This is a genomic window from Mycobacterium sp. Marseille-P9652 (assembly GCF_902652685.1).
Classification (GTDB): domain Bacteria; phylum Actinomycetota; class Actinomycetes; order Mycobacteriales; family Mycobacteriaceae; genus Mycobacterium.
On record NZ_CACRUY010000004.1, the window covers coordinates 84,697 to 109,688 of the forward strand.

Annotated in this window: 25 protein-coding genes and 1 tRNA gene; 12 read left to right on the forward strand and 14 right to left on the reverse strand. The window is 69.7% G+C overall.

The window, feature by feature from the left end:
- Positions 1-3 precede the first annotated feature (3 nt).
- Genes GPY60_RS04240 through GPY60_RS04260 form a run of 5 tightly spaced genes read right to left on the reverse strand, consistent with a single transcriptional unit; the run spans position 4 to position 5,592 of the window.
- Positions 4-1,608 carry a dipeptide ABC transporter ATP-binding protein gene (locus GPY60_RS04240; RefSeq protein WP_156686381.1) on the reverse strand — a complete coding sequence of 535 codons (1,605 nt, stop codon included), beginning with the start codon at positions 1,606-1,608 and terminating at the stop codon, positions 4-6.
- Entirely contained in the window at positions 1,605-2,468 is an 864-nt protein-coding gene (locus GPY60_RS04245; RefSeq protein WP_156686382.1) for an ABC transporter permease, read from the reverse strand. Before GPY60_RS04245 ends, GPY60_RS04240 begins: the two co-directional genes overlap by 4 nt.
- Positions 2,461-3,387 (reverse strand): ABC transporter permease, encoded by a 927-nt coding sequence (locus tag GPY60_RS04250; RefSeq protein WP_156686383.1) that lies wholly within the window; start codon positions 3,385-3,387, stop codon positions 2,461-2,463. Before GPY60_RS04250 ends, GPY60_RS04245 begins: the two co-directional genes overlap by 8 nt.
- Position 3,388: 1 nt before the next feature.
- Positions 3,389-5,017 carry a peptide ABC transporter substrate-binding protein gene (locus GPY60_RS04255; protein ID WP_156686384.1) on the reverse strand — a complete coding sequence of 543 codons (1,629 nt, stop codon included), beginning with the start codon at positions 5,015-5,017 and terminating at the stop codon, positions 3,389-3,391.
- Between the two features lie 32 nt (positions 5,018-5,049).
- On the reverse strand, positions 5,050-5,592 hold the full coding sequence (locus GPY60_RS04260; RefSeq protein WP_370462644.1) for a DUF4232 domain-containing protein: 543 nt from the start codon (positions 5,590-5,592) through the stop codon (positions 5,050-5,052).
- Between the two features lie 113 nt (positions 5,593-5,705).
- Between GPY60_RS04260 and acs the strand changes: the two genes are divergently transcribed.
- Positions 5,706-7,661, forward strand: coding sequence for an acetate--CoA ligase (gene acs / locus GPY60_RS04265; protein ID WP_156686385.1), 1,956 nt, complete (start codon positions 5,706-5,708; stop codon positions 7,659-7,661).
- Between the two features lie 90 nt (positions 7,662-7,751).
- Here the strand turns inward: acs and GPY60_RS04270 are convergent, their stop codons facing one another.
- Positions 7,752-8,450: a S1 family peptidase gene (locus tag GPY60_RS04270; RefSeq protein ID WP_156686386.1), complete on the reverse strand. Its 699-nt coding sequence runs from the start codon at positions 8,448-8,450 to the stop codon at positions 7,752-7,754.
- A gap of 163 nt (positions 8,451-8,613) precedes the next feature.
- Between GPY60_RS04270 and GPY60_RS04275 the strand changes: the two genes are divergently transcribed.
- The gene (locus GPY60_RS04275) at positions 8,614-9,159 is read left to right on the forward strand and encodes a phage holin family protein (protein ID WP_156686387.1); all 546 of its coding nucleotides are present in this window, start codon (positions 8,614-8,616) and stop codon (positions 9,157-9,159) included.
- Positions 9,160-10,116 carry an alpha/beta fold hydrolase gene (locus GPY60_RS04280; protein ID WP_156686388.1) on the forward strand — a complete coding sequence of 319 codons (957 nt, stop codon included), beginning with the start codon at positions 9,160-9,162 and terminating at the stop codon, positions 10,114-10,116.
- A 6-nt stretch (positions 10,117-10,122) separates the two neighbouring features.
- On the opposite strand, the gene marP is transcribed toward GPY60_RS04280, so the two are convergent.
- Genes marP through nth form a run of 4 tightly spaced genes read right to left on the reverse strand, consistent with a single transcriptional unit; the run spans position 10,123 to position 13,495 of the window.
- Entirely contained in the window at positions 10,123-11,316 is a 1,194-nt protein-coding gene (gene marP, locus GPY60_RS04285; RefSeq protein ID WP_156686389.1) for an acid resistance serine protease MarP, read from the reverse strand.
- A gap of 11 nt (positions 11,317-11,327) precedes the next feature.
- Positions 11,328-12,137, reverse strand: coding sequence for an NUDIX hydrolase (locus GPY60_RS04290; protein WP_156686456.1), 810 nt, complete (start codon positions 12,135-12,137; stop codon positions 11,328-11,330).
- 39 nt (positions 12,138-12,176) lie between these two features.
- A complete protein-coding gene (locus GPY60_RS04295; protein ID WP_156686390.1) occupies positions 12,177-12,806 on the reverse strand; it encodes a TlpA family protein disulfide reductase in 630 nt (209 codons plus the stop codon).
- 8 nt (positions 12,807-12,814) lie between these two features.
- A complete protein-coding gene (gene nth, locus GPY60_RS04300; RefSeq protein WP_156686391.1) occupies positions 12,815-13,495 on the reverse strand; it encodes an endonuclease III in 681 nt (226 codons plus the stop codon).
- A gap of 161 nt (positions 13,496-13,656) precedes the next feature.
- Between nth and GPY60_RS04305 the strand changes: the two genes are divergently transcribed.
- The 3 genes from GPY60_RS04305 (at position 13,657) to GPY60_RS04315 (ending at position 15,536) form a co-directional block, all read left to right on the forward strand.
- Complete coding sequence (locus tag GPY60_RS04305) at positions 13,657-14,052, forward strand: hypothetical protein (RefSeq protein ID WP_156686392.1); 396 nt, start codon at positions 13,657-13,659, stop codon at positions 14,050-14,052.
- A gap of 99 nt (positions 14,053-14,151) precedes the next feature.
- Entirely contained in the window at positions 14,152-14,826 is a 675-nt protein-coding gene (crp, locus tag GPY60_RS04310) for a cAMP-activated global transcriptional regulator CRP (RefSeq protein ID WP_044508824.1), read from the forward strand.
- Between the two features lie 359 nt (positions 14,827-15,185).
- Complete coding sequence (locus tag GPY60_RS04315; RefSeq protein WP_156686393.1) at positions 15,186-15,536, forward strand: hypothetical protein; 351 nt, start codon at positions 15,186-15,188, stop codon at positions 15,534-15,536.
- A 13-nt stretch (positions 15,537-15,549) separates the two neighbouring features.
- Here GPY60_RS04315 and GPY60_RS04320 read toward each other — a convergent pair whose 3' ends face one another.
- From GPY60_RS04320 to GPY60_RS04330, 3 genes are read right to left on the reverse strand one after another with little or no spacing between them, the layout of a single operon-like run.
- Positions 15,550-16,341 (reverse strand): MBL fold metallo-hydrolase, encoded by a 792-nt coding sequence (locus GPY60_RS04320; RefSeq protein ID WP_156686394.1) that lies wholly within the window; start codon positions 16,339-16,341, stop codon positions 15,550-15,552.
- The gene (locus GPY60_RS04325; protein WP_156686395.1) at positions 16,338-16,802 is read right to left on the reverse strand and encodes a RidA family protein; all 465 of its coding nucleotides are present in this window, start codon (positions 16,800-16,802) and stop codon (positions 16,338-16,340) included. Before GPY60_RS04325 ends, GPY60_RS04320 begins: the two co-directional genes overlap by 4 nt.
- 2 nt (positions 16,803-16,804) lie before the next feature.
- Positions 16,805-16,966 carry a DUF4177 domain-containing protein gene (locus GPY60_RS04330; RefSeq protein ID WP_156686396.1) on the reverse strand — a complete coding sequence of 54 codons (162 nt, stop codon included), beginning with the start codon at positions 16,964-16,966 and terminating at the stop codon, positions 16,805-16,807.
- A gap of 77 nt (positions 16,967-17,043) precedes the next feature.
- Here GPY60_RS04330 and GPY60_RS04335 point away from each other — a divergent pair, with 77 nt between their 5' ends.
- Both GPY60_RS04335 and GPY60_RS04340 read left to right on the forward strand, forming a co-directional pair.
- Complete coding sequence (locus GPY60_RS04335) at positions 17,044-18,066, forward strand: ArsA family ATPase (RefSeq protein WP_156686397.1); 1,023 nt, start codon at positions 17,044-17,046, stop codon at positions 18,064-18,066.
- On the forward strand, positions 18,063-19,220 hold the full coding sequence (locus GPY60_RS04340; RefSeq protein WP_156686398.1) for an ArsA family ATPase: 1,158 nt from the start codon (positions 18,063-18,065) through the stop codon (positions 19,218-19,220). The genes GPY60_RS04335 and GPY60_RS04340 overlap by 4 nt, the downstream gene beginning before the upstream one ends.
- A gap of 263 nt (positions 19,221-19,483) precedes the next feature.
- On the opposite strand, the gene GPY60_RS04345 is transcribed toward GPY60_RS04340, so the two are convergent.
- Complete coding sequence (locus GPY60_RS04345) at positions 19,484-19,834, reverse strand: WhiB family transcriptional regulator (protein WP_156686399.1); 351 nt, start codon at positions 19,832-19,834, stop codon at positions 19,484-19,486.
- A 370-nt stretch (positions 19,835-20,204) separates the two neighbouring features.
- Here GPY60_RS04345 and ponA2 point away from each other — a divergent pair, with 370 nt between their 5' ends.
- The 4 genes from ponA2 (at position 20,205) to GPY60_RS04365 (ending at position 24,917) form a co-directional block, all read left to right on the forward strand.
- Positions 20,205-22,631 carry a transglycosylase/D,D-transpeptidase PonA2 gene (gene ponA2 / locus GPY60_RS04350; RefSeq protein ID WP_156686400.1) on the forward strand — a complete coding sequence of 809 codons (2,427 nt, stop codon included), beginning with the start codon at positions 20,205-20,207 and terminating at the stop codon, positions 22,629-22,631.
- A 71-nt stretch (positions 22,632-22,702) separates the two neighbouring features.
- Positions 22,703-23,659: a metallophosphoesterase gene (locus GPY60_RS04355; RefSeq protein ID WP_156686401.1), complete on the forward strand. Its 957-nt coding sequence runs from the start codon at positions 22,703-22,705 to the stop codon at positions 23,657-23,659.
- Positions 23,656-24,780, forward strand: a complete 1,125-nt coding sequence (locus GPY60_RS04360; RefSeq protein WP_156686402.1) for a PLP-dependent cysteine synthase family protein — start codon at positions 23,656-23,658, stop codon at positions 24,778-24,780. Before GPY60_RS04355 ends, GPY60_RS04360 begins: the two co-directional genes overlap by 4 nt.
- Positions 24,781-24,843: 63 nt before the next feature.
- A tRNA-Pro gene (locus GPY60_RS04365) sits at positions 24,844-24,917 on the forward strand.
- Positions 24,918-24,992 lie beyond the last annotated feature (75 nt).

Genomic DNA, 24,992 nt, shown 5'->3' on the forward strand with positions numbered 1-24,992 from the left:
AACCTAGCGGGACGACGATGGTGCCTTCGGAATGGCCTCGAGCAGCCGCCGGGTGCATTCGTGCTGCGGGCGGGTGAACAGCTCCTCGGTGGGCGCCCGCTCCACGATCCGCCCCGCTTCCATGACGAGCACCTCGTCGGCGATCTGACGGATCACGGCCAGGTCGTGGCTGATGAACAGGTAGGTCAGGCCCAGCGTGGCCTGCAGTTCGCCCAGCAGCTCCAGGATCTGTGCCTGCACCAGCACGTCCAGGGCCGAGACGGCCTCGTCGAGGACCAGCACGTCGGGCCGCAACGCCAGCGCCCGGGCGATCGCCACCCGCTGCCGCTGCCCGCCCGAGAGCTCGCGGGGCAGCCGCCTCGACAGCGACGACGGGAGCGCCACCTGGTCGAGCAGGTCGCGCACCGCCTGCTCGCGCTGTGCCCGGTCGCCGATCCGGTGAATCCGCAGCGGCTCCTCGATCGCACGGAACACCGAGTACATCGGATCGAGGCTGCTGTAGGGGTTCTGGAACACCGGTTGCACGCGCCGGCGGAATTCCAGCACCTGGTCGCGGCGCAACGCGCGATCGATCCGCGTGCCGTCGAAAGCCACTGTGCCTGAGGTCGGTTCCAGCAGGCCCAGCACCATGCGCGCCAGGGTCGACTTGCCCGAACCCGACCCACCGGCGATCGCCAGCGTGGTCCCCCGGCGCAGTCCGAACGAGACGGCGTCGACGGCGCGGAAGGTCGTTCGCCGCCACGGCGCTCCCCCGGACCCGGGATAGACCTTCGTCAGCCCGGAGGCGACCAGGATGTCGCCGGCCGGTGGGTCGTCCCTCCGCGCGCGCGCCCGGGCCGTCAGCGCCGGGGCCGCGGCAACCAGGCGCCGGGTGTACTCGTGCTGCGGGTCGCGCAGGATCCATTCCGCCGCACCGGTTTCCACGACGGTCCCGCGGTGCATCACGACCACCGACTCGGCCCGCTCGGCGGCCAGCGCCAGGTCGTGGGTGATGAGCAACAGCGCGGTGCCCAATTCGTCGGTGAGGCGTTGCAGGTGGTCGAGCACCTGCCGTTGAACGGTGACGTCGAGCGCGGACGTCGGCTCGTCGGCGATCAGCAGCTTGGGCCGGCCCGCGAGCCCGATGGCGATCAGCGCGCGCTGGCACATGCCGCCGGACAGCTGGTGCGGATACCGGGCGGCCGCCGTCACGGGGTCGGGCATGCCCGCCTCCGCGAGGAGCTCCACCGCGCGTCGACGCGCCGTGGAACCGTTGGCGCGCAACGCTTCCCGGATCTGGAATCCGACCTTCCAGACCGGGTTGAGGTTGGCCATCGGGTCCTGGGGCACGTAACCGATGGAGCGGCCTCGGATCGAGCGCAGCAACCGGCGGTCGGCCCCGGCGATGTCGTGCCCGTCGAACACGATGCGCCCGGCGGTGATGCGTCCCCCGGGCGGCAGCAGGCCGAGAATCGCGGCGGCCGTGGTGGACTTGCCCGACCCGGACTCGCCCACCACCGCGACCGTCTGGCCCGGCAGCACGGTCAGGTCCAGGTCGCGCACCGCCGGATCGTCCGCGCCGAACCGCACGTCCAGGCCCTCGACCGACAGCAGCGGCGGGGTGCTCATGGCCGCCAGGCCCGCGATGCCGGATCCAGGGCGTCCCGGAGGGCGTCGCCCAGCATCATGAACGACAGCACCGTCAACGCCAGTGCGCCGGCCGGGTAGAACAGGATCGGCGACCCCGATCTCAGGCGGCTCTGCGCCAGGTTGATGTCGCCGCCCCAGGACACCACCGACGGCGGCAGTCCGACGCCGAGGTAGGACAGCGAGGCCTCGGTCACGATGAAGATGCCCAGCGACAGGGTGGCCACCGCGAACACCGGCCCCAGCGCGTTGGGCAGCGCGTGGCGCAGCAGGATCTGGAAGTCGCTGAGCCCCAGCGCCTTCGCGGCCAGCACGTAGTCGCCGGCACGCGCCTCGAGGACCGCTCCGCGGGCGATCCTGGCCATCTGCGGCCACCCGAACAACGCGAGGATCGCGATCACCGTCCACACCGTCCGGTGGCGCATGACGCCCATGATCACGATGGCGGCCAGCAACAGCGGCAACCCGAAGAACACGTCGGTGACCCGCGAGACCACGGCGTCGATCCAGCCGCCGTAGAAGCCCGCGAGCGCCCCCAGCGCCCCGCCCACGAGGAAGACGGCCAGGGTGGCGCCGAGGCCGACGGTGACGGACGCGCGGGCACCGTAGACGGTGCGCGCGTAGATGTCGTGGCCCTGCAGGTCGGTGCCGAACCAGTGCGCCGACGACGGGGGCAGAAGGCTCTGATGCGGGTCGGCGTAGGCGGGGTCGATCCCGGTGAACCAGGACGGGCACACCGCGACGACGACGATGACGACGATGAGCGCCGCGGCGACGACGAACTTCGGACTCCGGCGCAGCCCGCGCCAGGTGTCGCGCCAAAACCCATGCCGCTCAGCCATATCGGATCCGGGGATCCAGGGCGGCGTAAAGCAGGTCGACCGCGAGGTTGGTGACCAGGTAGATCAACACCAGCACTGTGACGATGGACACCACCGTCGGCGCCTCCTGCCGGGTGACGGCCTGGTATAGGACGCCGCCGACGCCGTGAATGTTGAAGATGCCCTCGGTGACGATGGCCCCGCCCATGAGCGCCCCGAGGTCGGCGCCGAGAAAGGTGACCACCGGGATGAGCGAGTTGCGCAGGATGTGCACCGTCACCACGCGTGGCCGCGAGAGGCCCTTGGCGGTGGCGGTGCGTACGTACTCGGCGTGGGCGTTGGCGGCGACCGCGGACCGGGTCAACCGCACCACGTACGCGAACGACACCGAGCCCAGCACGATCCCGGGCAAAAGCAACCGCCCGAACGTCGCCCGCTCGCCGACCGTGACCGGCGCGATCCCCAGGCGGACGCCGAAAACGAACTGGGCCAGAAAGCCCAGCACGAAGATCGGGATCGCGATGATCACCAGGCCGGTGATCAGCACGGTGGCATCGAAGATGCCGCCGCTGCGCAGGCCGGCAACCACGCCGAAGCCGATTCCCAGCACCGCCTCCACCGTCACCGCGATCAGCGCGAGCCGCAGCGTGACCGGAAAGGCATGCGCCAGAACCGAACTGACGGGCAACCCGGAGTAGGAGCGGCCGAGGTCGCCGTGGGCGATGCCCGCCAGGTAGCGCAGGTACTGCACCAGGAAGGGGTCGTCGAGGTGATAGCGGGCGCGCAGCGCGGCGGCCACCGCGGGCGTCAGGGGCTTGTCCCCGGCCATGGCGGCGACCGGATCGCCCGGCAGCAGGAACACCATGCCGTAGATGAGTAGCGTCGCGCCCAGGAAGACGGGCACCATGATGGCGAGTCGCCGCAGGAAGTACCAGCCCACGTCAGCCCTTGACGATGTTTTCGTAGTCCGGCAGCCCGTTCCACGTGACCGTGACGCCTTTGACGTCCGCCGCCCAGCCCACCACGCTGATGTTGTCCCACAGCGGGACGACGGGCATGTCGCGCAACAGGATTCGCTGGGCGGAGTTGGCCAGGGCGTTGGACTCCTGCATCGTCGGCGCGGCCTCCGCCGCCGCGAGCGCGGCGTCGAAGTCGGGATTGCTGTAGCCCACGTCGTTCGAGCCCGCCCCGGTCGCGAACAGGGGAGCGAGGAACTCCAGCAGCGACGGATAGTCACCCTGCCACGCGGCGCGGAAGGCGGTCGTGATCGTGTGGTTGGTGATCTGGGTGCGGAAGCCCGCAAAGGTCGGCTGGGGCGCGCCGGCAGCGGCGATCCCGAGGGTGTTCTTGATGCTGTTGGCCACCGCGTCCACCCACTCCTGGTTCCCCGCGTCGGCGTTGTAGGCGATCGTGTACTGGCCGCTCCACGGCGAGAGGGCGTTTGCCTGTGCCCACAGTTGTTGTGCGCGTTGCGGATCGAAGATCAGCGCCTCGTTGCCGGGCACGTTGGGGTCGAATCCCGGCAGCGACGCCGCGGTGAAGTCACGCGCCGGGCTGCGGGTGCCCATGAAGATCTGCTTGCAGATCTGTGCGCGGTCCACCGCGGCGGAGAGCGCGAGCCGGCGCAGCCGGCCCTCCTCGCCGCCGAAGTGCGGCAGCCGCAGCGGCGTGTCGAGGCTGTGCTTCACCGCCACCGGGCCACTGGCGAAGTGGTCGGCCAGGTCACGCTTGTACACGGGCAGTGCGCTCGGCGGGATCGTGTCCAGCACATCGAGGTTCCCCGACAGCAGGTCGGCGTAGGCCGTGTCCAGGTTGGCGTAGAACTCGAACCGCAGGCCCTTGTTGTGGGGCATCCGATTGCCGTGGTAGTCGGCGTTGGGACGCAGGTCGATCCTGACGTTGTGCTCCCACGCCGGCCCGTCGGGGCCGTCGGCCAACCGGTAGGGGCCGTTGCCGATCGGGTTTCGGCCGAACGCCGCCATGTCACGGAACGCCACGTCCGGGAGCGGGTAGAAGGCGCTGTGCCCCAGCCGCAGCACGAAGTCGATGGTTGGCGCCTTGAGCCGCACGGTGAACTCCAGGTCGTTGACCACCCGCAGGCCGGACATGGTGGTGCGCAACGGCTTTCCGTCACCGCCGACGCCGGCGACGTCGTCGAAGCCGTCGATCGGGCTGAAGAAGCTCTGCTGCAGTTGGGCGTTGCTGCTCAACGCCCCGTAGTTCCACGCGTCGACGAACGAGTGGGCCGTCACCGGCGAGCCGTCGGTAAATTTCCAGCCGGGCTTGAGCACGATCCGGTAGTTGACGTTGTCGGCCGTCTCGATGGACTGCGCGACTTCCTTCGAGGGGTTCCCGGCGGCGTCGTAGGACATCAGGCCCGCGAAGAGGCGGTCGATGATGCGACCGCCGTTGCCGTCGTTGGTGCTGGTTGGGACGAGCGGATAGGGCGGCTCCCCGCCGTTGACGAGCACCAGGTCGGGGCTGAGGATCCCGCCGCCGCAGCCGGCCAGCGACGCGGCGGCCGCCAGCCAGGCGAGCACCGAGGCCAGCCAGGCCCGTGTCCGACGCATGACACCCGACCTTAACGACGGGCGCCCCGGCGTCACCCCTGGGTGATCGGATGCACCTGCAGCGCGCAGGCGTCGATCGCGGCCGGCACGGTGAACACCTGGGTGGTGTCCGGCGGTGTGACGAGCAGGCCCGTGTACGTGGGGCACGGGTTGCCGGCGCGGTCGGTGGCCAGGCCCTCCACGACGGCCTGTCCCTGCGACGACAGCGACAGGGTCACGATCGGCGGCGCCTCGACGCCGGCGGGCAAGCCGCCCATGTAGCCGCGGGCCGCGCGCTCGGCGTGGACGAGCGGGCCGCCGTCGCCCGAGTCGACTCCGGGGTAGCCGGTGAGCGTGCACGGTTCCGCACCGCCGGCCAGCGCGAAAAGCAGCGTCACCGCGCGGTGCCCGACGGCCGCCTGCACGGGCGAGGCGCTGACCGTGATCTGGTCGGACCTGCAGGGCGCCGGCTGGTCCGCGCCATCGGGGGGCGCCGCCCACGCGGGTGCACCCAGCATGACGCTGACGGCGGGGGTTGCGCACGCGGCGACAACGGGGGTGAGCCGGCGGCGGCGCCGCTCTGAGGGTCCGGGCATCCAGTGATTATGCGACACGAGTGCAATTTGCACCCGAAATTGGACGACCGCTTTTCATCTTGCGGCGATAGGCTCACAGACGGTTTCCACGCCTCGACACAGGAGAAAACCCAGTGACCGCCACCGACATCCACGGCAATTCGTATCCGCCCCCGGCCGAGTTCGCCGCGCAGGCCAACGCCGGCGAAGAGTTGTACCGCGAGGCCGAGGAGGACCGGCCGGCGTTCTGGGCCAAGCAGGCCAACCGGCTGTCGTGGGCGCAGCCGTTCACCGAGACCCTCGACTGGTCGAACGCCCCGTTCGCGAAGTGGTTCGCCGACGGCAAGCTCAACGTCGCGTACAACTGCGTCGACCGCCACGTGGAGGCCGGGCTCGGCGACCGGGTCGCCATCCACTGGGAAGGCGAACCCGGCGACAGCCGGAGCCTCACCTATGCGGACCTCCAGGAACAGGTGTGCAAGGCCGCCAACGCGCTGACCGGGCTCGGCCTGGTTGCCGGCGACCGGGTGGCGATCTACATGCCGCTGATCCCGGAGGCGGTGGTCGCGATGCTCGCCTGCGCCCGGCTGGGAGTCATGCACAGCGTCGTGTTCGCCGGCTTCACCGCCAAGGCGCTGCGCGCACGGATCGCCGACGCCCAGGCCAAGGTGCTCATCACCAGCGACGGGCAGTTCCGCCGCGGCAAGCCCGCGCCGCTGAAGGACGCGGCGGACGAGGCGGTCAAACCCGGCGACGACGGGGACAGCCCCGTCGAGCACGTGCTGGTGGTGCGGCGCACGGGAATCGACGTGTCGTGGAACGACGGTCGCGACCTGTGGTGGCACGACGTCGTGGACGCCGCGTCTCCCGAACACACCCCGCAGCCGTTCGACGCCGAGCATCCGCTGTTCCTGCTGTACACGTCGGGCACCACCGGCAAGCCGAAGGGCATCATGCACACCAGCGGCGGCTATCTCACCCAGTCGTCCTACACGCACTACTACATGTTCGACATCAAGCCGGAGACGGACGTGTTCTGGTGCACCGCCGACATCGGCTGGGTCACCGGCCACACCTACGGTGTCTACGGGCCGCTGTCCAACGGCGTCACAGAGGTGCTCTACGAGGGCACCCCTGACACCCCGACCCAGCACCGGCACTTCGAGATCATCGAAAAGTACGGCGTGACAATCTATTACACCGCGCCCACGCTGATCCGCACCTTCATGAAGTGGGGCCGCGAGATCCCGGACGCGCACGACCTGTCCAGCCTGCGCCTGCTCGGATCGGTCGGGGAACCGATCAACCCCGAGGCGTGGCGCTGGTACCGGAAGGTCTTGGGTGCCGACAACGTGCCCGTCATCGACACCTGGTGGCAGACCGAGACGGGTTCGGCGATGATCACGCCGCTGCCGGGAGTCGCCGCGGCCAAGCCGGGTTCGGCGATGCGGCCGCTGCCGGGCATCTCGGCGAAGATCGTCGACGACCACGGCGACGAACTGGTGCCCGGCGTCCACAAGGGCGAGCACATCACCGGCTACCTCGTGCTCGACCAGCCGTGGCCGTCCATGCTGCGCGGCATCTGGGGCGACCCGGAGCGGTACGTCGAGACGTACTGGTCACGCTTCGCGGAGCAGGGGTGGTACTTCGCCGGGGACAGCGCCTATTACGACCGCGACGGCGCCATCTGGGTGGTCGGCCGCATCGACGACGTCATGAACGTGTCGGGGCATCGGCTCTCGACCGCGGAGGTGGAGTCGGCGCTCGTCGGCCACTCCGGGGTTGCCGAGGCGGCCGTCGTCGGTGCGACCGACGAGACCACCGGCCAGGCCATCTGCGCGTTCGTCGTGTTGTGCGCCGACTACCAGGTGCACGACGGGATCGTCGAGGAGCTGCGCGTGGAGGTGGCGCGGGAGATCTCGCCGATCGCCAGGCCCCGCGAGGTTCACGTGGTGCCGGAGCTGCCCAAGACCCGCAGCGGCAAGATCATGCGCCGGCTGCTGCGCGACGTCGCCGAGAACCGCGAGTTGGGCGACACCTCGACGCTGCTCGACCCCGGCGTGTTCGACGCGATCAGGTCAGCGAAGTAGGCCGGCTGTCTCGGCGAGCGTCACGCCGGAGTGACGCTCGGCGACGAACGCCACGCTCACGTGACAGTCGGCGGGCCGGCTCACGCCGACTCAGGCCGGCAGCGGCGCGAACCCCGCGCCCGGCCGGTGCTTGGCGTTGATGTCGGCCAGGATCGCGCTGAACGACTGCACCACCGCCGGGGTGTGCAGCGGGATGTATTTGATGATGCAGGTCGGCAGGTTGTCGCTGAACGCCCCGTGGATCATGCCCACCAGCAGGCCGTTGACGGTCACCGGCGCGCCCGAGTCGCCCGGCTGCCCGCAGACCTGCATGACGATCGTGCCCGGGTCCTGACCCGGGCCCCAGGTGACGCCGCACGAATTTCCGGTGGTGCGGCCCTGCTTGCAGGCGATCTGGCCGAAGGCCGGATCCGGGGCGACGCCGTTGATCGGAAAACCGTTGAAGTTGGCGGTCGGCGTGACCTTGGCCGGATCGAACTTGATCACCGCGTAGTCGAGGCTGTCGTTGCCGGCGACCATGGTGCCGAGGATGCCGGCGTTTTCCGCCCCCTCCGCGGCCACCTGAGCCCCCGGACCCCCGCAGTGCGCCGAGGTGAAGCCGATCAGCTCGCCGGCGGCATCATTGCCGATCGTGGTCAGCGTGCACATCGTGTCGCCGTTGATGACGATGCCCGCGCCGCCGCCCATCGGTACCCGGACGTCGGCCGCCGCCGCGCGGGCCGGCATGCCCATCAGCGCCACGAACGTGGCCAGCATTGCCGCCACGAAGTACCGGTGCGCCGAGAGCACAGCACCACCCCCATCGATTGGCCGGACAGCGCCAGTCTATGGGTTCCGCGGCCCGGTCCGCGCCTGCAGCGCGCTTCGGCTGCCCTCGTTTGCGCGCGCACCGGCATGGCAACATAAACCGCGACGGCAGCGCGCCGGGGCAAGAAACGAGAGAGGTTCGTCCGTGAGCAAAGCCGATGACAAGAACGGTGTGCCCAGCACCCTCACCACGATTCCGTTGACAGACCCGCACGCCAGGCCCGCCGAGCCGTCGATCGGTGACCTCATCAAGGACGCGACCGCCCAGATGTCGACGCTGGTGCGCGCGGAGGTGGAGCTCGCGCGCGCCGAGATCACCCGGGACGTGAAGAAGGGCCTGACCGGCAGCGTGTTCTTCATCTCGGCGCTGGTGGTGCTGTTCTACTCCACGTTCTTTTTCTTCTTCTTCCTCGCCGAGTTGCTCAACACCTGGTTGTGGCGGTGGGTGGCGTACCTGATCGTGTTCGGGCTCATGGTGGTCGTCGGCGCCATCCTGGGGCTGCTCGGCTTCCTCAAGGTCCGCCGGATCCGCGGGCCGCGGCAGACGATCGAATCGGTCAAGGAGACGCGCACCGCGCTGACGCCGGGCCACGACAAGTCAGCCGGGTCGCCCGCTGCGGCCAAGGCGCTCACCGAGCCGCACGGCCGGCACGAGAAGGTCGACTCCCCCACCGATCCCTCGGGTTGGTAAATGCCCGCACCGGACCCGTCGGTGACCCGCATCGGCGGGCCCTGGCGCCACCTGGATGTGCATGCCAACGGCATCCGCTTCCACGTCGTCGAGGCCCTGCCCGCCGACGCGACCGGGCCGGCCACCGCGCGTCCGCTGGTGATGCTGCTGCACGGATTCGGGTCCTTCTGGTGGTCATGGCGTCATCAGCTGCGCGGCCTGGCGGGTGCGCGGGTGGTCGCGGTCGACCTGCGGGGATACGGCGGCAGCGACAAGCCGCCCCGCGGGTATGACGGCTGGACGCTCGCCGGCGACACGGCCGGCCTGATCCGCGCGCTCGGGCACTCGTCGGCGACGCTCGTCGGGCACGCCGACGGCGGGCTGGCCTGCTGGGCCACCGCTCTGCTGCACTCCCGGCTGGTGCGGGCCATCGCGCTGATCAGCTCGCCGCATCCGCGGGCGCTGCGACGGTCGACGCTGACGCGCCGAGACCAGGGCCGCGCGTTGTTGTCGACGCTGCTGCGCTACCAGGCGCCGGTCTGGCCCGAGCGCCTGCTGACCCGCCACAACGCGGCCGAGATCGAGCGCCTGGTCCGGAGCCGAAGCGGAGCCAAATGGATTGCCTCCGAAGACTTTTCGGAGACGATCGGCTATCTTCGGCTGGCCATCCAGATTCCGGCGGCCGCCCACTGCGCCCTGGAGTACCAGCGGTGGGCGGTGCGCAGCCAGTTGCGCGACGAGGGCCGGCGATTCATGAGGTCGATGTCCCAGCAGCTCGCCGTGCCCCTGCTGCACCTGCGCGGGGACGCCGACCCGTACGTGCTGGCCGACCCGGTGGACCGCACCCAGCGCTACGCACCGCAGGGTCGCTACGTATCAATCGCCGGCGCAGGGCATTTCAGCCACGAGGAGGCGCCCGAAGAGATCAACAGGCACCTGATGAGGTTCCTCGAGGGCGTCCACGGAACCCGCGGCTGACTCCGGTCAGCTGACGCAGGAGCCGGTGGCCGCCTGTTGCGTGGCGCCGATCTTGGCGAGCTGGCCGGCAACCTCGTCGGCCGTCAGGACGAAGCCGGTGTCGGGGTCGTCCACGGCGGCGCCGAACACGACACCGAGGACCTGGCCGTTGAGGTCGATCAACGGGCCGCCCGAATTGCCTTGCTCCACATTGGCTCTGATCGTGTAGACGTCGCGGGTGACCGGCGTGGGGTCACGGTAGATGTCGGGGCCGCTGAGCTTGATGGCCTCGCGGATGCGCGCCGGGGTCGCGGTGAAGTTGCCACCACCGGGATACCCGAGCACCACCACGTTGGCGCCGGACTTCGCCTCGTTCTGCGCGAACGCCAGCGGCGGCGGCTGCAGGTGCGGGACGGCGAGGATCGCGATGTCGACCGAGGGGTCGTAGGACACGACGGTGGCGTCGAGCGGGTTGCCGCTCGCGTACACCTGCACGCTGTTGGAGCCGGCCACCACGTGCGCGTTGGTCATCACCCGATCGGGCGCGATCACAAAGCCGCTGCCCTCCAACACTTTCTGGCAGCTGGGCGCGAGGCTCCGCACCTTGACGACGCTGGGCGCGGTGGACAACACCACCGGGTTGTTGACCAGGGCGGGGTCGGGCGAGGCAACCGGGATCACCGGGGTGCGGCTGAACGGCTCGAGCACCGCGGGCAGACCGGAGGTGTTCAGCAGCGCGGACAGTCGCTTGGGCACCGTCTTCAACCACGGCGGCGCGACCTCGTTGACCTGGGCCAGCACCCGTGATCCCTTGACGGCCGAGGCGAGTTCGGGCTGGTCCTTCGACTGCGTGAGCGGCGTCGCGAGGAGCCAGGCCGCGGTCAGCACGACGACGAGCTGCACCCCCACGCCGATGATCGAGTCGACCGTCCGGATCGTGCGGCTGCGGATCGCGCCGCGAACCGCCCGGCCGAGCACCACGCCGGCGACCTCGCCGACGACGAGCGGCGCGAGGATCAGAAACAGGGCGGTGAACAGCTTGGCGCGCGGGGCGGCGATGTGGCTGACGATGTGCGGGGCCAGCAGCACGCCGGCGATCGCCCCGAGCAACACCCCGGCGAACGACAGCAGCGACCCCAACGCCCCGGAACGCCAGCCCGAGATGGCGGCGATGAACGCGACCGCCAGGACGGCGACGTCGAGCCACTGCGAGGGCGTCATCGAGTTCATGTTCATCGCAGGGAACCGCCCTGTTCGCCGACGAGCGCCATCGCCGCGTCCAACTCGCGCATGTCGGTGGTGTCCCACGGCTTGGCCCAGCCGGCGACGTCGAGGATCGCGGAAATCACCTGCCCAGTGAATCCCCAGACCAGCATCTCGTTCAACAGAAACGCCGGACCGGCCCAGCGGCGTCCGAGATCGCCGCGGTACACCATCAGCCGATTGTCGGGATTGACGAAGGCGCGCAGGGGAACTCGCGCGACGTGCGCCGTCTCCGCCTCGTTGACCACGCTCACCGGCCCGGGGTCGGGCGAGTAGGCCAGCACCGGGACGACGTGGAACTGGGACGGGGCGATGAACGTCCGCTCCATGGTGGCCAGGGGATGCAGCCTCGACAGGTCGATCCCGGTCTCCTCGCGCGCTTCGCGCAGGGCGGTGGCCACCGGGCCGTCGTCGGTGGGATCGGACGCGCCGCCGGGGAAGGCGGCCTGGCCCGCGTGGTGGCGCAGCGTCGAGGACCGCACGGTGACCAGCAGGTCGACGTCGTCGGGGACGCCGCCGTCGGACTGTCCGCCGTCGGGGCCGGAGAACAGCACCAGCACGGCGGCTTCGCGAGGGTCCCCGCGCAGCGACGCCATCGCCGACGCGGCCTTCACGGTCACCATCGCCAGCACGTCGGCCGGCAACCGCCGACGGTACGCGTCCGGGATCGACCCGATGTTGTCGAGCAGCGGACGCAGCCAGGACGGGCACAGTTCGGGCCTCAGCGCAAGCGTCCCCGAGGCCCCCGGCGGACGGGCGGCGGGACCCCCAGCACTCACCGGCGCCTCCTCGACAATCTTCACCCCGGCTCGTTCGGGTTATCCCGCGTCGTTTCCGACGGCCGCCGCGATCTCGTCAGCACTGGCGAAGGCACGCGGCAGCGTCTGCGCAACGCTACCGTCTGGCCGCAGGACCACGGTCGCGGGCATCACATTGACCACCCGCAGCGCGGCCGCCACCAGGCGACGGCCGTCCTGCAGGGTCGGCAGCCGAACGCCCAACTCGGCCAACCGCAGCAGGGCGGCGGTCTCGTTCTCGTCCTGGTGCACCGTCACCACCGTCACGGCGGGCCCCGCCCGCCGCTGATACTCCGCCATGGCGGGCAGTTCGGCCGCGCACGGCGCACACCAGTACGCCCACAGGTTGAGCACCACCCGGCGTCCGGCCAGCGCGCGCGCGACGTCGACGGCCGAGCCGTCGGCCGCGCACTCCACGGTCACGCCGCGCAACTCTGCCGGACCGGGCCCCTCGCCCGACGGGCACGGCGGCAGGCCGGCGCGCTCGCGCGGTCCGGCGAGCGCGGCCGGGGTGTCGGCGTCCCGGTGCTCGCGATTGGCCGCCGGCGCCGTGTCCGGGGCCGGCGTGTCACGCAGTTCGGCAACCAGCGCCGCCGTCAGCGCGGCCACCACGGCGAGGATCGCGATGGTCCAGCGGGTCGTGCGCGTCAAGGCGGTGGCTACAGCCCGGCCAGGGACAGCAGGTGCTCGGTCTCCGGGCCCTTCACCAGGGGCGCGGCGAGAAGGGGTTCGGTCGGGCCGAGACCGAAGGAGGGGCAGTCCTTGGCGACCACGCACACGCCGCAGGCCGGCTTCCGGGCGTGGCACACCCGGCGGCCGTGGAAGATCACCCGATGGCTCAGGTCGGTCCACTCGCTGCGTTCGATCAACTCGCCGACGGCGTGCTCGACCTTGACCGGATCCTCCTCGAGGGTCCACCGCCACCTGCGCACCAGGCGCCCGAAGTGGGTGTCGACGGTGATGCCGGGAATGCCGAACGCATTGCCCAGGATGACGTTGGCGGTCTTGCGGCCGACTCCCGGCAGCGTCACCAGCTCGTCCATGGTCGACGGCACCTGGCCGCCGAACCGTTCGACCAGGGCCTGCCCCAGGTTGATGAGCGAGGTGGCCTTATTACGGAAAAAGCCGGTGGGCCGGATCATCTCCTCGAGTTCGGCCCGATCGGCCCGCGCGTAGTCCAAAGCCGTGCGGTAGCGCGCGAACAGGGCCGGCGTCGTCATGTTGATCCGCTTGTCCGTGCTTTGTGCCGACAGGATCGTGGCCACCGTCAGCTCCAGCGGCGTGGTGAAGTCGAGTTCGCAGTGCGCATCGGGAAAGGCTTGCGCCAGAGCGCGATTCATCCGTCGCGCACGTCGCACCAGGCCGACTCGAGTTTCATCGGCGAAGCGCCGGGAGAGCGCGGGCGGTGTTGACTTCCCACGCCCGGTCGACTTTGCCTCTGTCACCTACGACAGAGTACTGATTTCGTGATCTCGCCGAGACCTCGTGTTGACGCAAGGCCATGTTTACTCTCCATGTGTCATGGTTGCTGGTGGCCGGCGTTCCCGGGCTCCTGATGCTCGCGGCCCTCGGCCTGGGGCGACTGGAGCACGACCTTGCCCGTGGCACCGCCAGGGCGGTCGACGTCGACGAATTCCTGCGGCACGCGGAGGCCGTCGGCATGCAGGCGCTCGCGCGGGCCGGGATGCCGGAGGCGCTGGAGTACCTGCACCAGCGCCCGGCTTCGGGGCTGTGCGCGCCTCCTCCGACGGGCCGCCACGCGTTGCCGATTCACGCCGCGCCGCTCTTCGCGGTGGACTCCCGGGACCATCGTCAGGCCGTATTGAGCATGCGAATACAGGCCCATTCGCGCGTCAATCCCGAATTTGGGCTAACTACACACGTGAATCGTGTGTAGCGTTGGCACATTGGACATATAGGCCTACCTCTAGAATCATTCCGCGGGCGAGAGGTTAGCCTGCCCATGTACACATCGTTGGAAAGCTGAAGAGGCAACGTGGACGAGATCCTGGCAAGGGCAGGAATCTTCCAAGGGGTTGAGCCCGGCGCAGTCGCCGCTCTCACCAAGCAACTGCAACCCGTGGATTTTCCCCGGGGACACACCGTTTTCGCCGAGGGGGAGCCGGGTGACCGGCTGTACATCATCGTCTCGGGCAAGGTCAAGATCGGTCGGCGGTCGCCGGATGGCCGGGAGAATCTGCTGACGATCATGGGCCCGTCGGACATGTTCGGCGAACTGTCCATTTTCGACCCCGGGCCCCGGACGTCGAGCGCGACCACCATCACCGAGGTGCGGGCGGTTTCGATGGACCGCGACGCGCTGAGGGCCTGGATCGCCGACCGTCCCGAGATCGCCGAGCAGCTGCTGCGGGTGCTGGCACGCCGGCTGCGGCGCACCAACAACAACCTGGCCGACCTGATCTTCACCGACGTGCCGGGTCGCGTGGCCAAGCAGTTGCTGCAGCTGGCGCAGCGCTTCGGCACCCAGGAGGGCGGCGCCATGCGCGTCACCCACGACCTGACCCAGGAGGAGATCGCCCAGCTGGTCGGCGCTTCGCGCGAGACCGTGAACAAGGCGCTCGCCGATTTCGCGCACCGCGGCTGGATCCGCCTGGAGGGCAAGAGCGTGCTCATCTCGGACTCCGAGAGGCTGGCGCGCCGAGCGAGGTAGTGCGAGTCTGCGCTCGGGGCGTCGACTTTGCGCCCACCGCGCCGAGTCTGCGCCCAGCGCACGAAATTCGTCGTCGACGCGATCTGTGCGCAGTATCGGCGCGACTGTACGAAGCTCGGCGCGCTCAAAGAGGTAAGCGCGCGCGGCGTCGACTTTGCGCCCACCGCGCCGAGTCTGCACCCAGCGCGCGAAATTCGTCGTCGACGCGATCTCTGCGCAGTATCGGCGCGCTGAGCGCAGGCTCGGCGCACGAAGCGCAGTCGATTGGCAGCAGTTGGCAGCACTTTTCATCGACCCGCCACGCGCGCGACGGCACGATTGGGGGCGTCATGCGCCACGCCCATCGATCGGAGGACCTCATGCCGCATCCGCTTCTGACCGCCTTCGCCGCAATGCGCCTGACTGTCGGCGCCGGCACTTGGCTTAGCCCCCGAACCTCCGCGCGGCTCTTCGGGCTCCCGGCCGACAGCTCGCCTATTCTCGGCCGCCTGTTCGGCGCGCGGGAGGCGGCGCTGGCGCTCGGCGCGCTGAGCCCCGACGCGCGGGTGCGCCGGACGGCACTGGGCGCCGGAATCGCCATCGACGGCGCGGACACCGTGGCGTCACTCCTGGACCTCGCCGCCGGAAAGATGACCCCCCGCGCGGGAATCCTCGTCGGCGGTGGCGCCGCTGTTTTCGCCGCGTTGGGCGTGGCATCGCTGAGGGTATGAGCCCGCGCGGCTTTCAGGCCCGGAGATAATCCAGTTGCGCCTGGACCGACCATTCGGCCGCGTCCCACAGCTTTTCGTCGACGTCCACGTAGACGTGCTCGACGAGCTGCCGGGCGGTCGCGTCCTCGCCGATGTCGCGCAACGCCGCGCGCACCTGCTCGAGCCGTTCGTGCCGGTGTCTGAGGTAGCCCGACGCCGCGTCCTGCAGGTCGGGCAGCTCGGGGCCGTGCCCGGGCAGCACCGCCCGCGAGCCCAGGCCGCGCAGGCGCCGCAGCGACTCGAGGTAGTCGGTCAGGCTCCCGTCTTCCTTATCGATGACGGCGGTGCCGCGGCCCAGCACGCTGTCGGCGGTGAGGACCGCGTCGTCGAGGAGGAACGACAGGGAGTCGGCGGTGTGGCCCGGGGTGGACATGACCTTGATGGTCAGCCCGGCCGCGTCGATCACCTCGCCGTCGGTGAGGTGACCGCCGAGGCCGCGCAGGAATCCGCTGCCGGCCGAGCGCACGGTCGCGCCGGTCAGCTCGACCAGCTTGTCGATGCCGTCGGTGTGGTCGATGTGGCGGTGACTGATGAGGACCAGCGTGACGCGGCCCAAGGCGGCGATCCGTTCGATGTGGCCATCGTCGTCCGGACCGGGGTCCACGACCACAACCTCGTCGCTGCGCGGGCCGCGCAACACCCAGGTGTTGGTGCCCTCGAGCGTCAACAGCCCCGGGTTGTCGGCCAGCAGCACCGATGCCGTCTCGGTGACCGCCCGCAACCGTCGGTAGGCGGGATGGGTCAGCGCTTCGGCGGGCTCGCTCACGGCTGGGAGCCGACCTCCACGATCAGCTCGACCTCGACCGGCGCGTCCAGCGGCAGCTCGGATACGCCGACCGCCGAGCGCGCGTGGGCGCCCGCGTCCCCGAACACTGCGCCGAGCAGTTCGGATGCCCCGTTGACGACGCTCGGCTGACCGTTGAAACCGGGAGCGGACGCGACGAACCCGACGACCTTGACCACCCGGGTCACCGCGTCGATCCCCGCCAGGGCGTCGACGGCCGCCAGCGCGTTCAGCGCGCAGGTCCGCGCCAGGTCCTTGGCCTGTTCCAGGGTGACCTCGGCGCCGACCTTGCCCGCGGCGACCAACTTGCCGCCCACCATCGGCAGCTGGCCGGAGGTGTAGACGAGGTCGCCGGTTCGCACCGCCGGAACGTAAGACGCAAGGGGCGCAACGACTTCCGGGAGCGTGATGCCGAGCTCCCCGAGCCTGGCGGAAGCGCTCATTGCTATTTGGGACGCTTCAGGTACGCGACGTGCTGCTCGCCGGTCGGCCCGGCCAGGACGGACACCAGCTCCCAGCCGTCGGCACCCCACTGGTCGAGGATTTGTTTCGTGGCGTGCGTCAGCAGCGGAACCGTGACGTATTCCCATGCGATCGGTTGGCTCATGGGCCGAGCTTATCGGGCGGGTGCGAACGGCTCTGGCCAGCCCAAGGGCCCGATCCACGTCGGGCTAGCATGCGAAGGTGGCAACCACTTCTAGCGAAGACGCTAGTTCCATCGGCTGGCCCGCGCGCCTGTCGAAAGCCCGCCTGCACTTCGTCACCGGCAAGGGCGGCACGGGCAAGTCGACCATCGCGGCCGCGCTGGCCCTGACCCTCGCGGCAGGGGGCCGCAAGGTGCTCCTGGTCGAAGTCGAAGGGCGGCAGGGCATCGCGCAACTCTTCGACGTTCCACCGCTGCCCTACGAGGAGCTCAAGATCGCGACCGCCGAGCGCGGCGGGCAGGTCAATGCCCTGGCGATCGACATCGAGGCCGCGTTCCTGGAATACCTGGACATGTTCTACAACCTCGGCATCGCCGGCCGAGCGATGCGCCGCATCGGCGCGATCGAGTTCGCGACGACGATCGCTCCCGGTCTCCGCGACGTCCTGCTCACCGGCAAGATCAAGGAGTCGGTGGTGCGGGTCGACAAGAAGAGGGTCCCGGTTTACGACGCGATCGTGGTCGACTCGCCGCCCACGGGCCGGATCGCGCGCTTCCTCGACGTCACCAAAGCGGTGTCGGACCTGGCCAGGGGCGGGCCCGTGCACTCGCAGGCCGAGGGGGTGGTCAAGCTGCTGCACTCCGATCAGACCGCCATCCACCTGGTCACCCTTCTCGAGGCGTTGCCGGTCCAGGAAACGATGGAAGCCATCGAGGAGTTGGCTGAGATGAAACTGCCGATCGGCAGCGTGATCGTCAACCGCAACATCCCGCCCTTCCTCGAGGCCCGCGACCTGGCCAAGGCCGCCGAGGGAGACATCGACGCCGACTCGGTGCGGGCGGGACTGGAGATGGCGGGAATCACGCTGGAGGACAAGGAATTCGCCGGCCTGCTGACCGAAACCATCGAGCACGCAACGAGAATCACGGCCCGTGCGGAGATCGCCCAACAACTCGACGCGTTGAAGGTGCCCCGGCTGGAGCTGCCGGCCATCTCCGACGGCGTCGACCTCGGCAGTCTCTACGAACTATCGGAAGCGCTTGCGCAACAGGGGGTTCGATGAGTGTCGCACCGCCGGCCCTGGATATGGCCGCTATCCTCGCCGACACCACCAACCGCGTCGTCGTGTGCTGTGGCGCCGGCGGGGTGGGCAAGACCACCACGGCCGCCGCGATCGCCTTGCGCGCGGCCGAATACGGGCGCAACGTGTGCGTTTTGACGATCGACCCCGCCAAGCGGCTGGCGCAGGCGCTGGGGGTGAACGACCTCGGTAACACCCCGCAGCGCGTCCCGCTGGCGCCGGAGGTTTCGGGCGAGCTGCACGCGATGATGCTCGACATGCGCCGGACGTTCGACGAAATGGTGGTCCAGTACTCGGGTGCCGGTCGGGCGCAAGCGATTTTGGACAACCAGTTCTATCAGACGGTCGCGAGTTCGCTTGCGGGCACGCAAGAGTACATGGCGATGGAAAAGCTGGGTCAGCTGCTGGCCGAGGACCGCTGGGACCTCGTGGTGGTCGACACTCCCCCGTCGCGCAACGCGCTCGACTTCCTCGACGCCCCCAAACGCCTGGGCAGCTTCATGGACAGCCGGCTGTGGCGCCTGTTGCTGGCGCCCGGCCGGGGCATCGGCCGGCTGGTGACCGGTGCGATGGGCCTGGCGATGAAGGCGATGTCGACCGTGCTCGGGTCGCAGATGTTGAGCGATGCCGCGGCGTTCGTGCAGTCGCTGGACGCCACCTTCGGCGGCTTCCGCGAGAAGGCCGATCGCACGTACGCGCTACTGAAGAGACGCGGCACGCAGTTCGTCGTGGTGTCGGCGGCCGAACCGGACGCCCTGCGGGAGGCGGCGTTCTTCGTCGACCGGCTCTCGCAGGAGGGGATGCCGCTGGCCGGCCTGGTCCTGAACCGCACGCATCCGCCGTTGTGTTCCCTGCCGGTGGAGCGGGCGATCGACGGCAGCGAGACGCTGGAGGCCCAGCAGGACTCGGAAGTGGCGGCTCTGGCCGCCGGGGTGCTGCGGATTCACGCCGACCGGGCGCAGACCGCCAAACGGGAGATCCGGCTGCTGTCGCGCTTCACCGGCGCCCACCCGCACGTGCCGGTGGTCGGGGTCCCTTCGCTGCCGTTCGACGTTTCGGACCTCGAGGCGCTCCGAGCCCTCGCCGACCAGATCACGTCGGTCGGCGACGGGGCGGGCCGCTCGGCGGCCCGCTGAACAACCCGGACTTCGCCCCAGCCCTTCGGGCCTTATTAGTCACGCGCCAGTTGTAGCCCAGGAAGCGCAAAAGGTAGCTGGCGAATTCTTAATGGACACAAGCGCGTTCGTATTCGACACGCGCAGAGGCGTTATTAGACACTATCGCTGATGCGTCGCCCGAGAGCCGTAACATTGACGTAATCACGAAAACTGCAATTTTCGTTACCGGGGCACACATCGCGGCGTCATCACCTGGAGACGCCCTACGGGGCGCGTACGCGTCAGCTGACGCCGCGGTTCCTTCTCTTGTCGAAGAAGTCGGACCACGAAACGACCTCGGGATGCTGCTTGAGCAGCGCCCGGCGCTGCCGCTCGGTCATGCCGCCCCATACGCCGAACTCGACCTTGTTGTCCAGAGCGTCGGCACCGCACTCCTGCATCACCGGGCAGTGGCGGCAGATCACGGCGGCCTTGCGCTGGGCGGCGCCCCGGACGAACAGCTCGTCGGGATCCGTGGTCCGGCACAACGCTTTTGAAACCCAGGCGATTCGTTCCTCGGCGTCAACGCTTCGGAGCACACCTTGTGCGGCCGCGATGTTCGTCCTACGCGCGGCAGGCCGTGATCCTGACACGAGCTGTTCCCTTCCTGTCGGCCGCTCGTCACGACCGGCTTCTTCGGGTGCAGACCCCTCCGCGATCCACGCCACACTGTGCACTTCGGTGTTATCTGAATCTCACCGTGTGTCTAAGTTAGGTGGTCAAGGGGGAATTGCGCAACAGTCTGATAACGCTTTTTTTGGGACGCGCGTGCAGTCTTGCCCCCGATCGGCACGTCTAGCCAAGCTCTGTCGGGCTACTTCCGAGCGTCCGTAGGGTTACGCGGGTGAAAATTTTGCCCAGAGCCAGGATAAATTCCCTGGTCACCGCGACGGAAGAGTTTTGCGCCGGTAGCCGTCGGCGGATGCGGCGGTGACGGTCCGGGGGACCGCTACCCTAGAACGCATGTCCGACCGCCCGCCGGCAGCGCTCACGATTCTCAAGCTCGCCGGGTGCTGCCTGCTGGCGAGCGTCGTCGTCACCGCCCTGATGTTCCCCCTGGCAGGCGGGCTGGGCCTGATGTCGAACCGGGCGTCCGAGGTCGTCGCCAACGGGTCGGCGCAGCTGCTGCAGGGCGAGGTGCCCGCCGTGTCGACGATGGTCGACTCCAAAGGCAACGTCATCGCCTGGCTGTACTCCCAGCGGCGCTTCGAGGTGCCCAGCGACAAGATCGCCAACACGATGAAGCTCGCGATCGTGTCGATCGAGGACAAACGGTTCGCCGACCACAACGGCGTCGACTGGAAGGGCACCCTGACCGGCCTGGCCGGATACGCGCGCGGCGACGTCGACACCCGCGGCGGGTCGACGATCGAGCAGCAGTACATCAAGAACTACCAGCTGCTGGTCACGGCGAAGACCGACGCCGAGAAGCGCGCGGCGGTGGAGACCACGCCGGCGCGCAAGCTGCGCGAGATCCGGATGGCGCTGACGCTGGACAAGACGTTCACCAAGCCGGAAATCCTGACCCGCTACCTGAACCTGGTCTCCTTCGGCAACGGCTCGTTTGGTGTGCAGGACGCCGCGCAGACCTATTTCGGCATCAACGCCTCCGACCTCAACTGGCAGCAGGCCGCCCTGCTGGCGGGCATGGTGCAGTCGACCACCGCGCTCAACCCCTACGTCAACCCCGACGGCGCCCTGGCCCGGCGCAACCTGGTGCTCGACACGATGATCGAGAACCTGCCGCAGGAGGCCGATGCGCTGCGGGCCGCCAAGGCCACCCCGCTGGGCGTGCTGCCGCAACCCAACGAGCTTCCGCGGGGCTGCATCGCCGCGGGCGACCGGGCGTTCTTCTGCGACTACGTGCAGGAGTACCTCTCGCGCGCCGGGATCAGCAAGGAGCAGGTCGCAAGGGGCGGCTACCTGATCCGCACCACGCTGAACCCCGACGTTCAGATCCCGGTCAAGGCGGCCATCGACAAGTTCGCCAGTCCGACCCTGCCCGGCATCTCGAGCGTGATGAGCGTGATCCAGCCCGGCAAGGACTCCCACAAGGTGATGGCCATGGCCAGCAACCGCACGTACGGCCTGAACACCGATGCCGGCGAGACGATGCGGCCCCAGCCGTTCTCGCTGGTGGGTGACGGCGCGGGGTCGATCTTCAAGCTCTTCACCACCGCCGCGGCGATGGACATGGGCATGGGCATCAACGCGACCCTGGAGGCGCCGCCCCGATTCCAGGCCAAGGGCTTCGGCAGCGGCGGCGCCAAGGGCTGCCCGAAGGAAACCTGGTGCGTGGTCAACGCCGGCAACTACCGGGGCTCGATGAGCGTCACCGACGCGCTGGCCACCTCACCCAACACCGCGTTCGCCAAGCTGATCACCCAGATCGGCGTGGCACGCGCCGTCGACATGGCGATCAAGCTCGGCCTGCGCTCCTACGCCGACCCGGGCACCGCCCGCACGTACAACCCCGACAGCAACGAGAGCCTGGCCGACTTCGTCAAACGGCAGAACATCGGCTCGTTCACCCTCGGACCCATCGAGGTCAACGCGCTCGAGCTGTCCAACGTCGCCGCGACGCTGGCCTCCGGCGGCGTGTGGTGCCCGCCCAACCCGATCGACAAGCTGATCGACCGCAACGGCAACGAGGTCGCCGTCACCACCGAGACGTGCGATCAGGTGGTTCCCGAGGGGCTGGCGAACACCCTCGCCAACGCGATGAGCAAGGACGCGGTGGGCGGCGGCACGGCGGCCGGCTCGGCCGGCGCCGCCGGCTGGGACCTGCCGGTGTCGGGCAAGACGGGCACCACCGAGGCGCACCGGTCGTCGGGCTTCGTCGGATTCACCAGCCACTACGCCGCCGCGAACTACATCTACGACGACTCGACGAACCCCACGGACCTGTGCTCCGCCCCGCTGCGCCACTGCGGCGAGGGCGACCTCTACGGCGGCAACGAGCCCGCCCGCACGTGGTTCACCGCCATGAAGCCGATCGCGACGACGTTCGGGCCGGTGGCGATGCCGCCGACCGACCCCCGCTACGTCGACGGCTCGCCGGCCTCGCGGGTGCCGAGCGTGGCCGGCCTCGAGGTGGAGACGGCGCGCCAGCGCCTCAAGGACGCCGGATTCCAGGTGGCCGACCAGACCAACTCCGTCAACAGCAGCGCCAAGGCCGGCGAGGTGGTCGGAACATCACCCAGCGGCCAGACGATCCCGGGCTCGATCATCACCCTGCAGGTCAGCAACGGCATTCCGCCGGCACCGCCTCCGCCGCCGGAAGGCGTGCCGCCGCCGGTCGGGTCGCAGGTGGTCGAGATTCCGGGTCTGCCGCCGATCACCATCCCGCTGCTGGCGCCCCCGCCGCCGCCGGGCCAGCCGCCGCCCTAGTCGGCGACGCGATCAGAAACTGTGGCGCGCGGAATGCGCTGCCAGTTCGCAACCGGCAGTAGGCTTCCTGCATGGCTGTCTTGCCCGTCCTGACACGCACCGGCGCCGCCGCGCTCGGCTCGGCCGTCGCCGGCATCGGTTACGCCTCGCTCGTCGAGCGCAACGCATTCACGCTGCGCGAGATCACCATGCCCGTGCTGACGCCGGGTTCGACGCCGCTGCGTGTGCTGCACATCAGCGACCTCCACATGACGCCCAACCAGCGCCGCAAGCAGGCGTGGGTCCGCGAGCTGTCCGCCTGGGAGCCCGACCTGGTGGTCAACACCGGCGACAACCTGGCGCACCCCAAGGCGGTGCCGGCGGTGATCCAGGCGCTCGGGGACCTGCTCGCGCGGCCGGGTGTGTTCGTCTTCGGCAGCAACGACTACTTCGGACCGACCCTGAAGAACCCGCTGCACTACGTGACCAATCCCGCGCGCCGCGTCCGCGGCGAGGCGCTGCCCTGGCAGGACCTGCGCGCGGCGTTCACCGAACGGGGCTGGCTCGACCTCACCCACACCCGGCGCGAGTTCGAGGTGGCCGGGCTGCACGTGGCCGCCGCCGGCGTGGACGACCCGCACATCGACCGCGACCGGTACGACACGATCGCCGGCCCCGCGAACGCCGCCGCCAACCTGCGGCTGGGGCTGACCCACTCGCCGGAGCCGCGCGTGCTGGACCGCTTCGCCGCCGACGGCTACCAGCTTGTGATGGCGGGGCACACCCACGGCGGTCAGCTCTGCCTGCCGTTCTACGGCGCCCTGGTGACCAACTGCGGCCTCGACCGTTCCCGGGCCAAGGGACCGTCCCGCTGGGGCGCGCGCATGCAGCTGCATGTGTCCGCCGGGCTGGGCACCTCCCCGTACGCGCCGGTGCGCTTCTGCTGCAGGCCCGAGGCGACCCTGCTCACGCTGATCGCCAGCCCGATGGGCGGGCGGGACGCGACCAGCGACCTGAGCCGGTCGCAGCCCACCGCCTCGGTGCGGTGACCGAGGCGACTCCGACCGCCACCCGTACCCCGCCGCGCCGCTGGACGGACAACGCGGTCCGGCTCATCCAGGCCGACGCCCGGCGCAGCGCCGACACGCACCTGCTCCGGTATCCGCTGCCGTCGGCGTGGTCCTCTAACGGGTCCGACGGACCGGGCGCCCACGTCGCGCTGTACCTGAAGGACGAGTCGACGCACATCACCGGCAGCCTCAAGCACCGCCTGGCGCGCTCGCTGTTCCTCTACGGCCTGTGCAACGGCTGGATCCGCGAGGGCACCACGGTGGTCGAGGCGTCATCGGGGTCGACGGCCGTGTCGGAGGCCTACTTCGCTGCGCTCCTGGGCCTGCCGTTCGTCGCCGTCATGCCGGCCACGACCAGTCCGGCCAAGGTGGCGCTGATCGAGGCGCAGGGCGGCCGTTGCCACTTCGTCACGGATTCCAGCCAGGTGTACGCCGAGGCCCAGCGCGTCGCCGACGAGACCGGCGGGCACTACCTCGACCAGTTCACCAACGCCGAGCGCGCCACCGACTGGCGGGGCAACAACAACATCGCCGAGTCGATCTACGAGCAGATGCGCGACGAGCGGTACCCGATCCCCGAGTGGATCGTGGTGGGCGCGGGCACCGGCGGGACCAGCGCGACGATCGGCCGCTACATCCGCTACCGGCGGCACGCGACCCGGTTGTGCGTCGTCGACCCGGAGAATTCGGCGTTCTTCCCCGCCTACGTCGAGGGACGCTACGACATCGTGATGCCGGTGTCGTCGCGGATCGAGGGCATCGGCCGGCCGCGGGTGGAACCGTCGTTCCTGCCGGGCGTGGTCGACCGCATGATGACCGTCCCCGATGCGGCCTCGATCGCCGCCACCCGCCACGCAAGCGCCGTCCTGGGCCGTCGGGTGGGCCCGTCGACGGGCACCAACCTGTGGGGCGCCTTCGGCCTGCTCGCCGAGATGGTCGCCGACGGGCGCAGCGGCTCGGTGGTGACCCTGCTCGCCGACAGCGGCGACCGCTACGTCGACACCTACTTCAACGACGACTGGGTGACCGCCCAGGGGCTCGACCCGAGCGGCCATGCCGAGGCGCTGCTCGAATTCGAGCGCTCCTGCGTCTGGGCGTGACCGCCGCGACGCCGCGATTTGGTGGGCCGGCGGGCGGGTGCGATAGGCTGTCGGAGCTTCAAGCGGGGTGTGGCGCAGCTTGGTAGCGCGCTTCGTTCGGGACGAAGAGGCCGTGGGTTCGAATCCCGCCACCCCGACTCTTATTCAAGGGCCTGACCAGCAGCAAACACTGTCAGTGCTGCTCGGCATCAGGAACTCGCTTGGGCATCCGT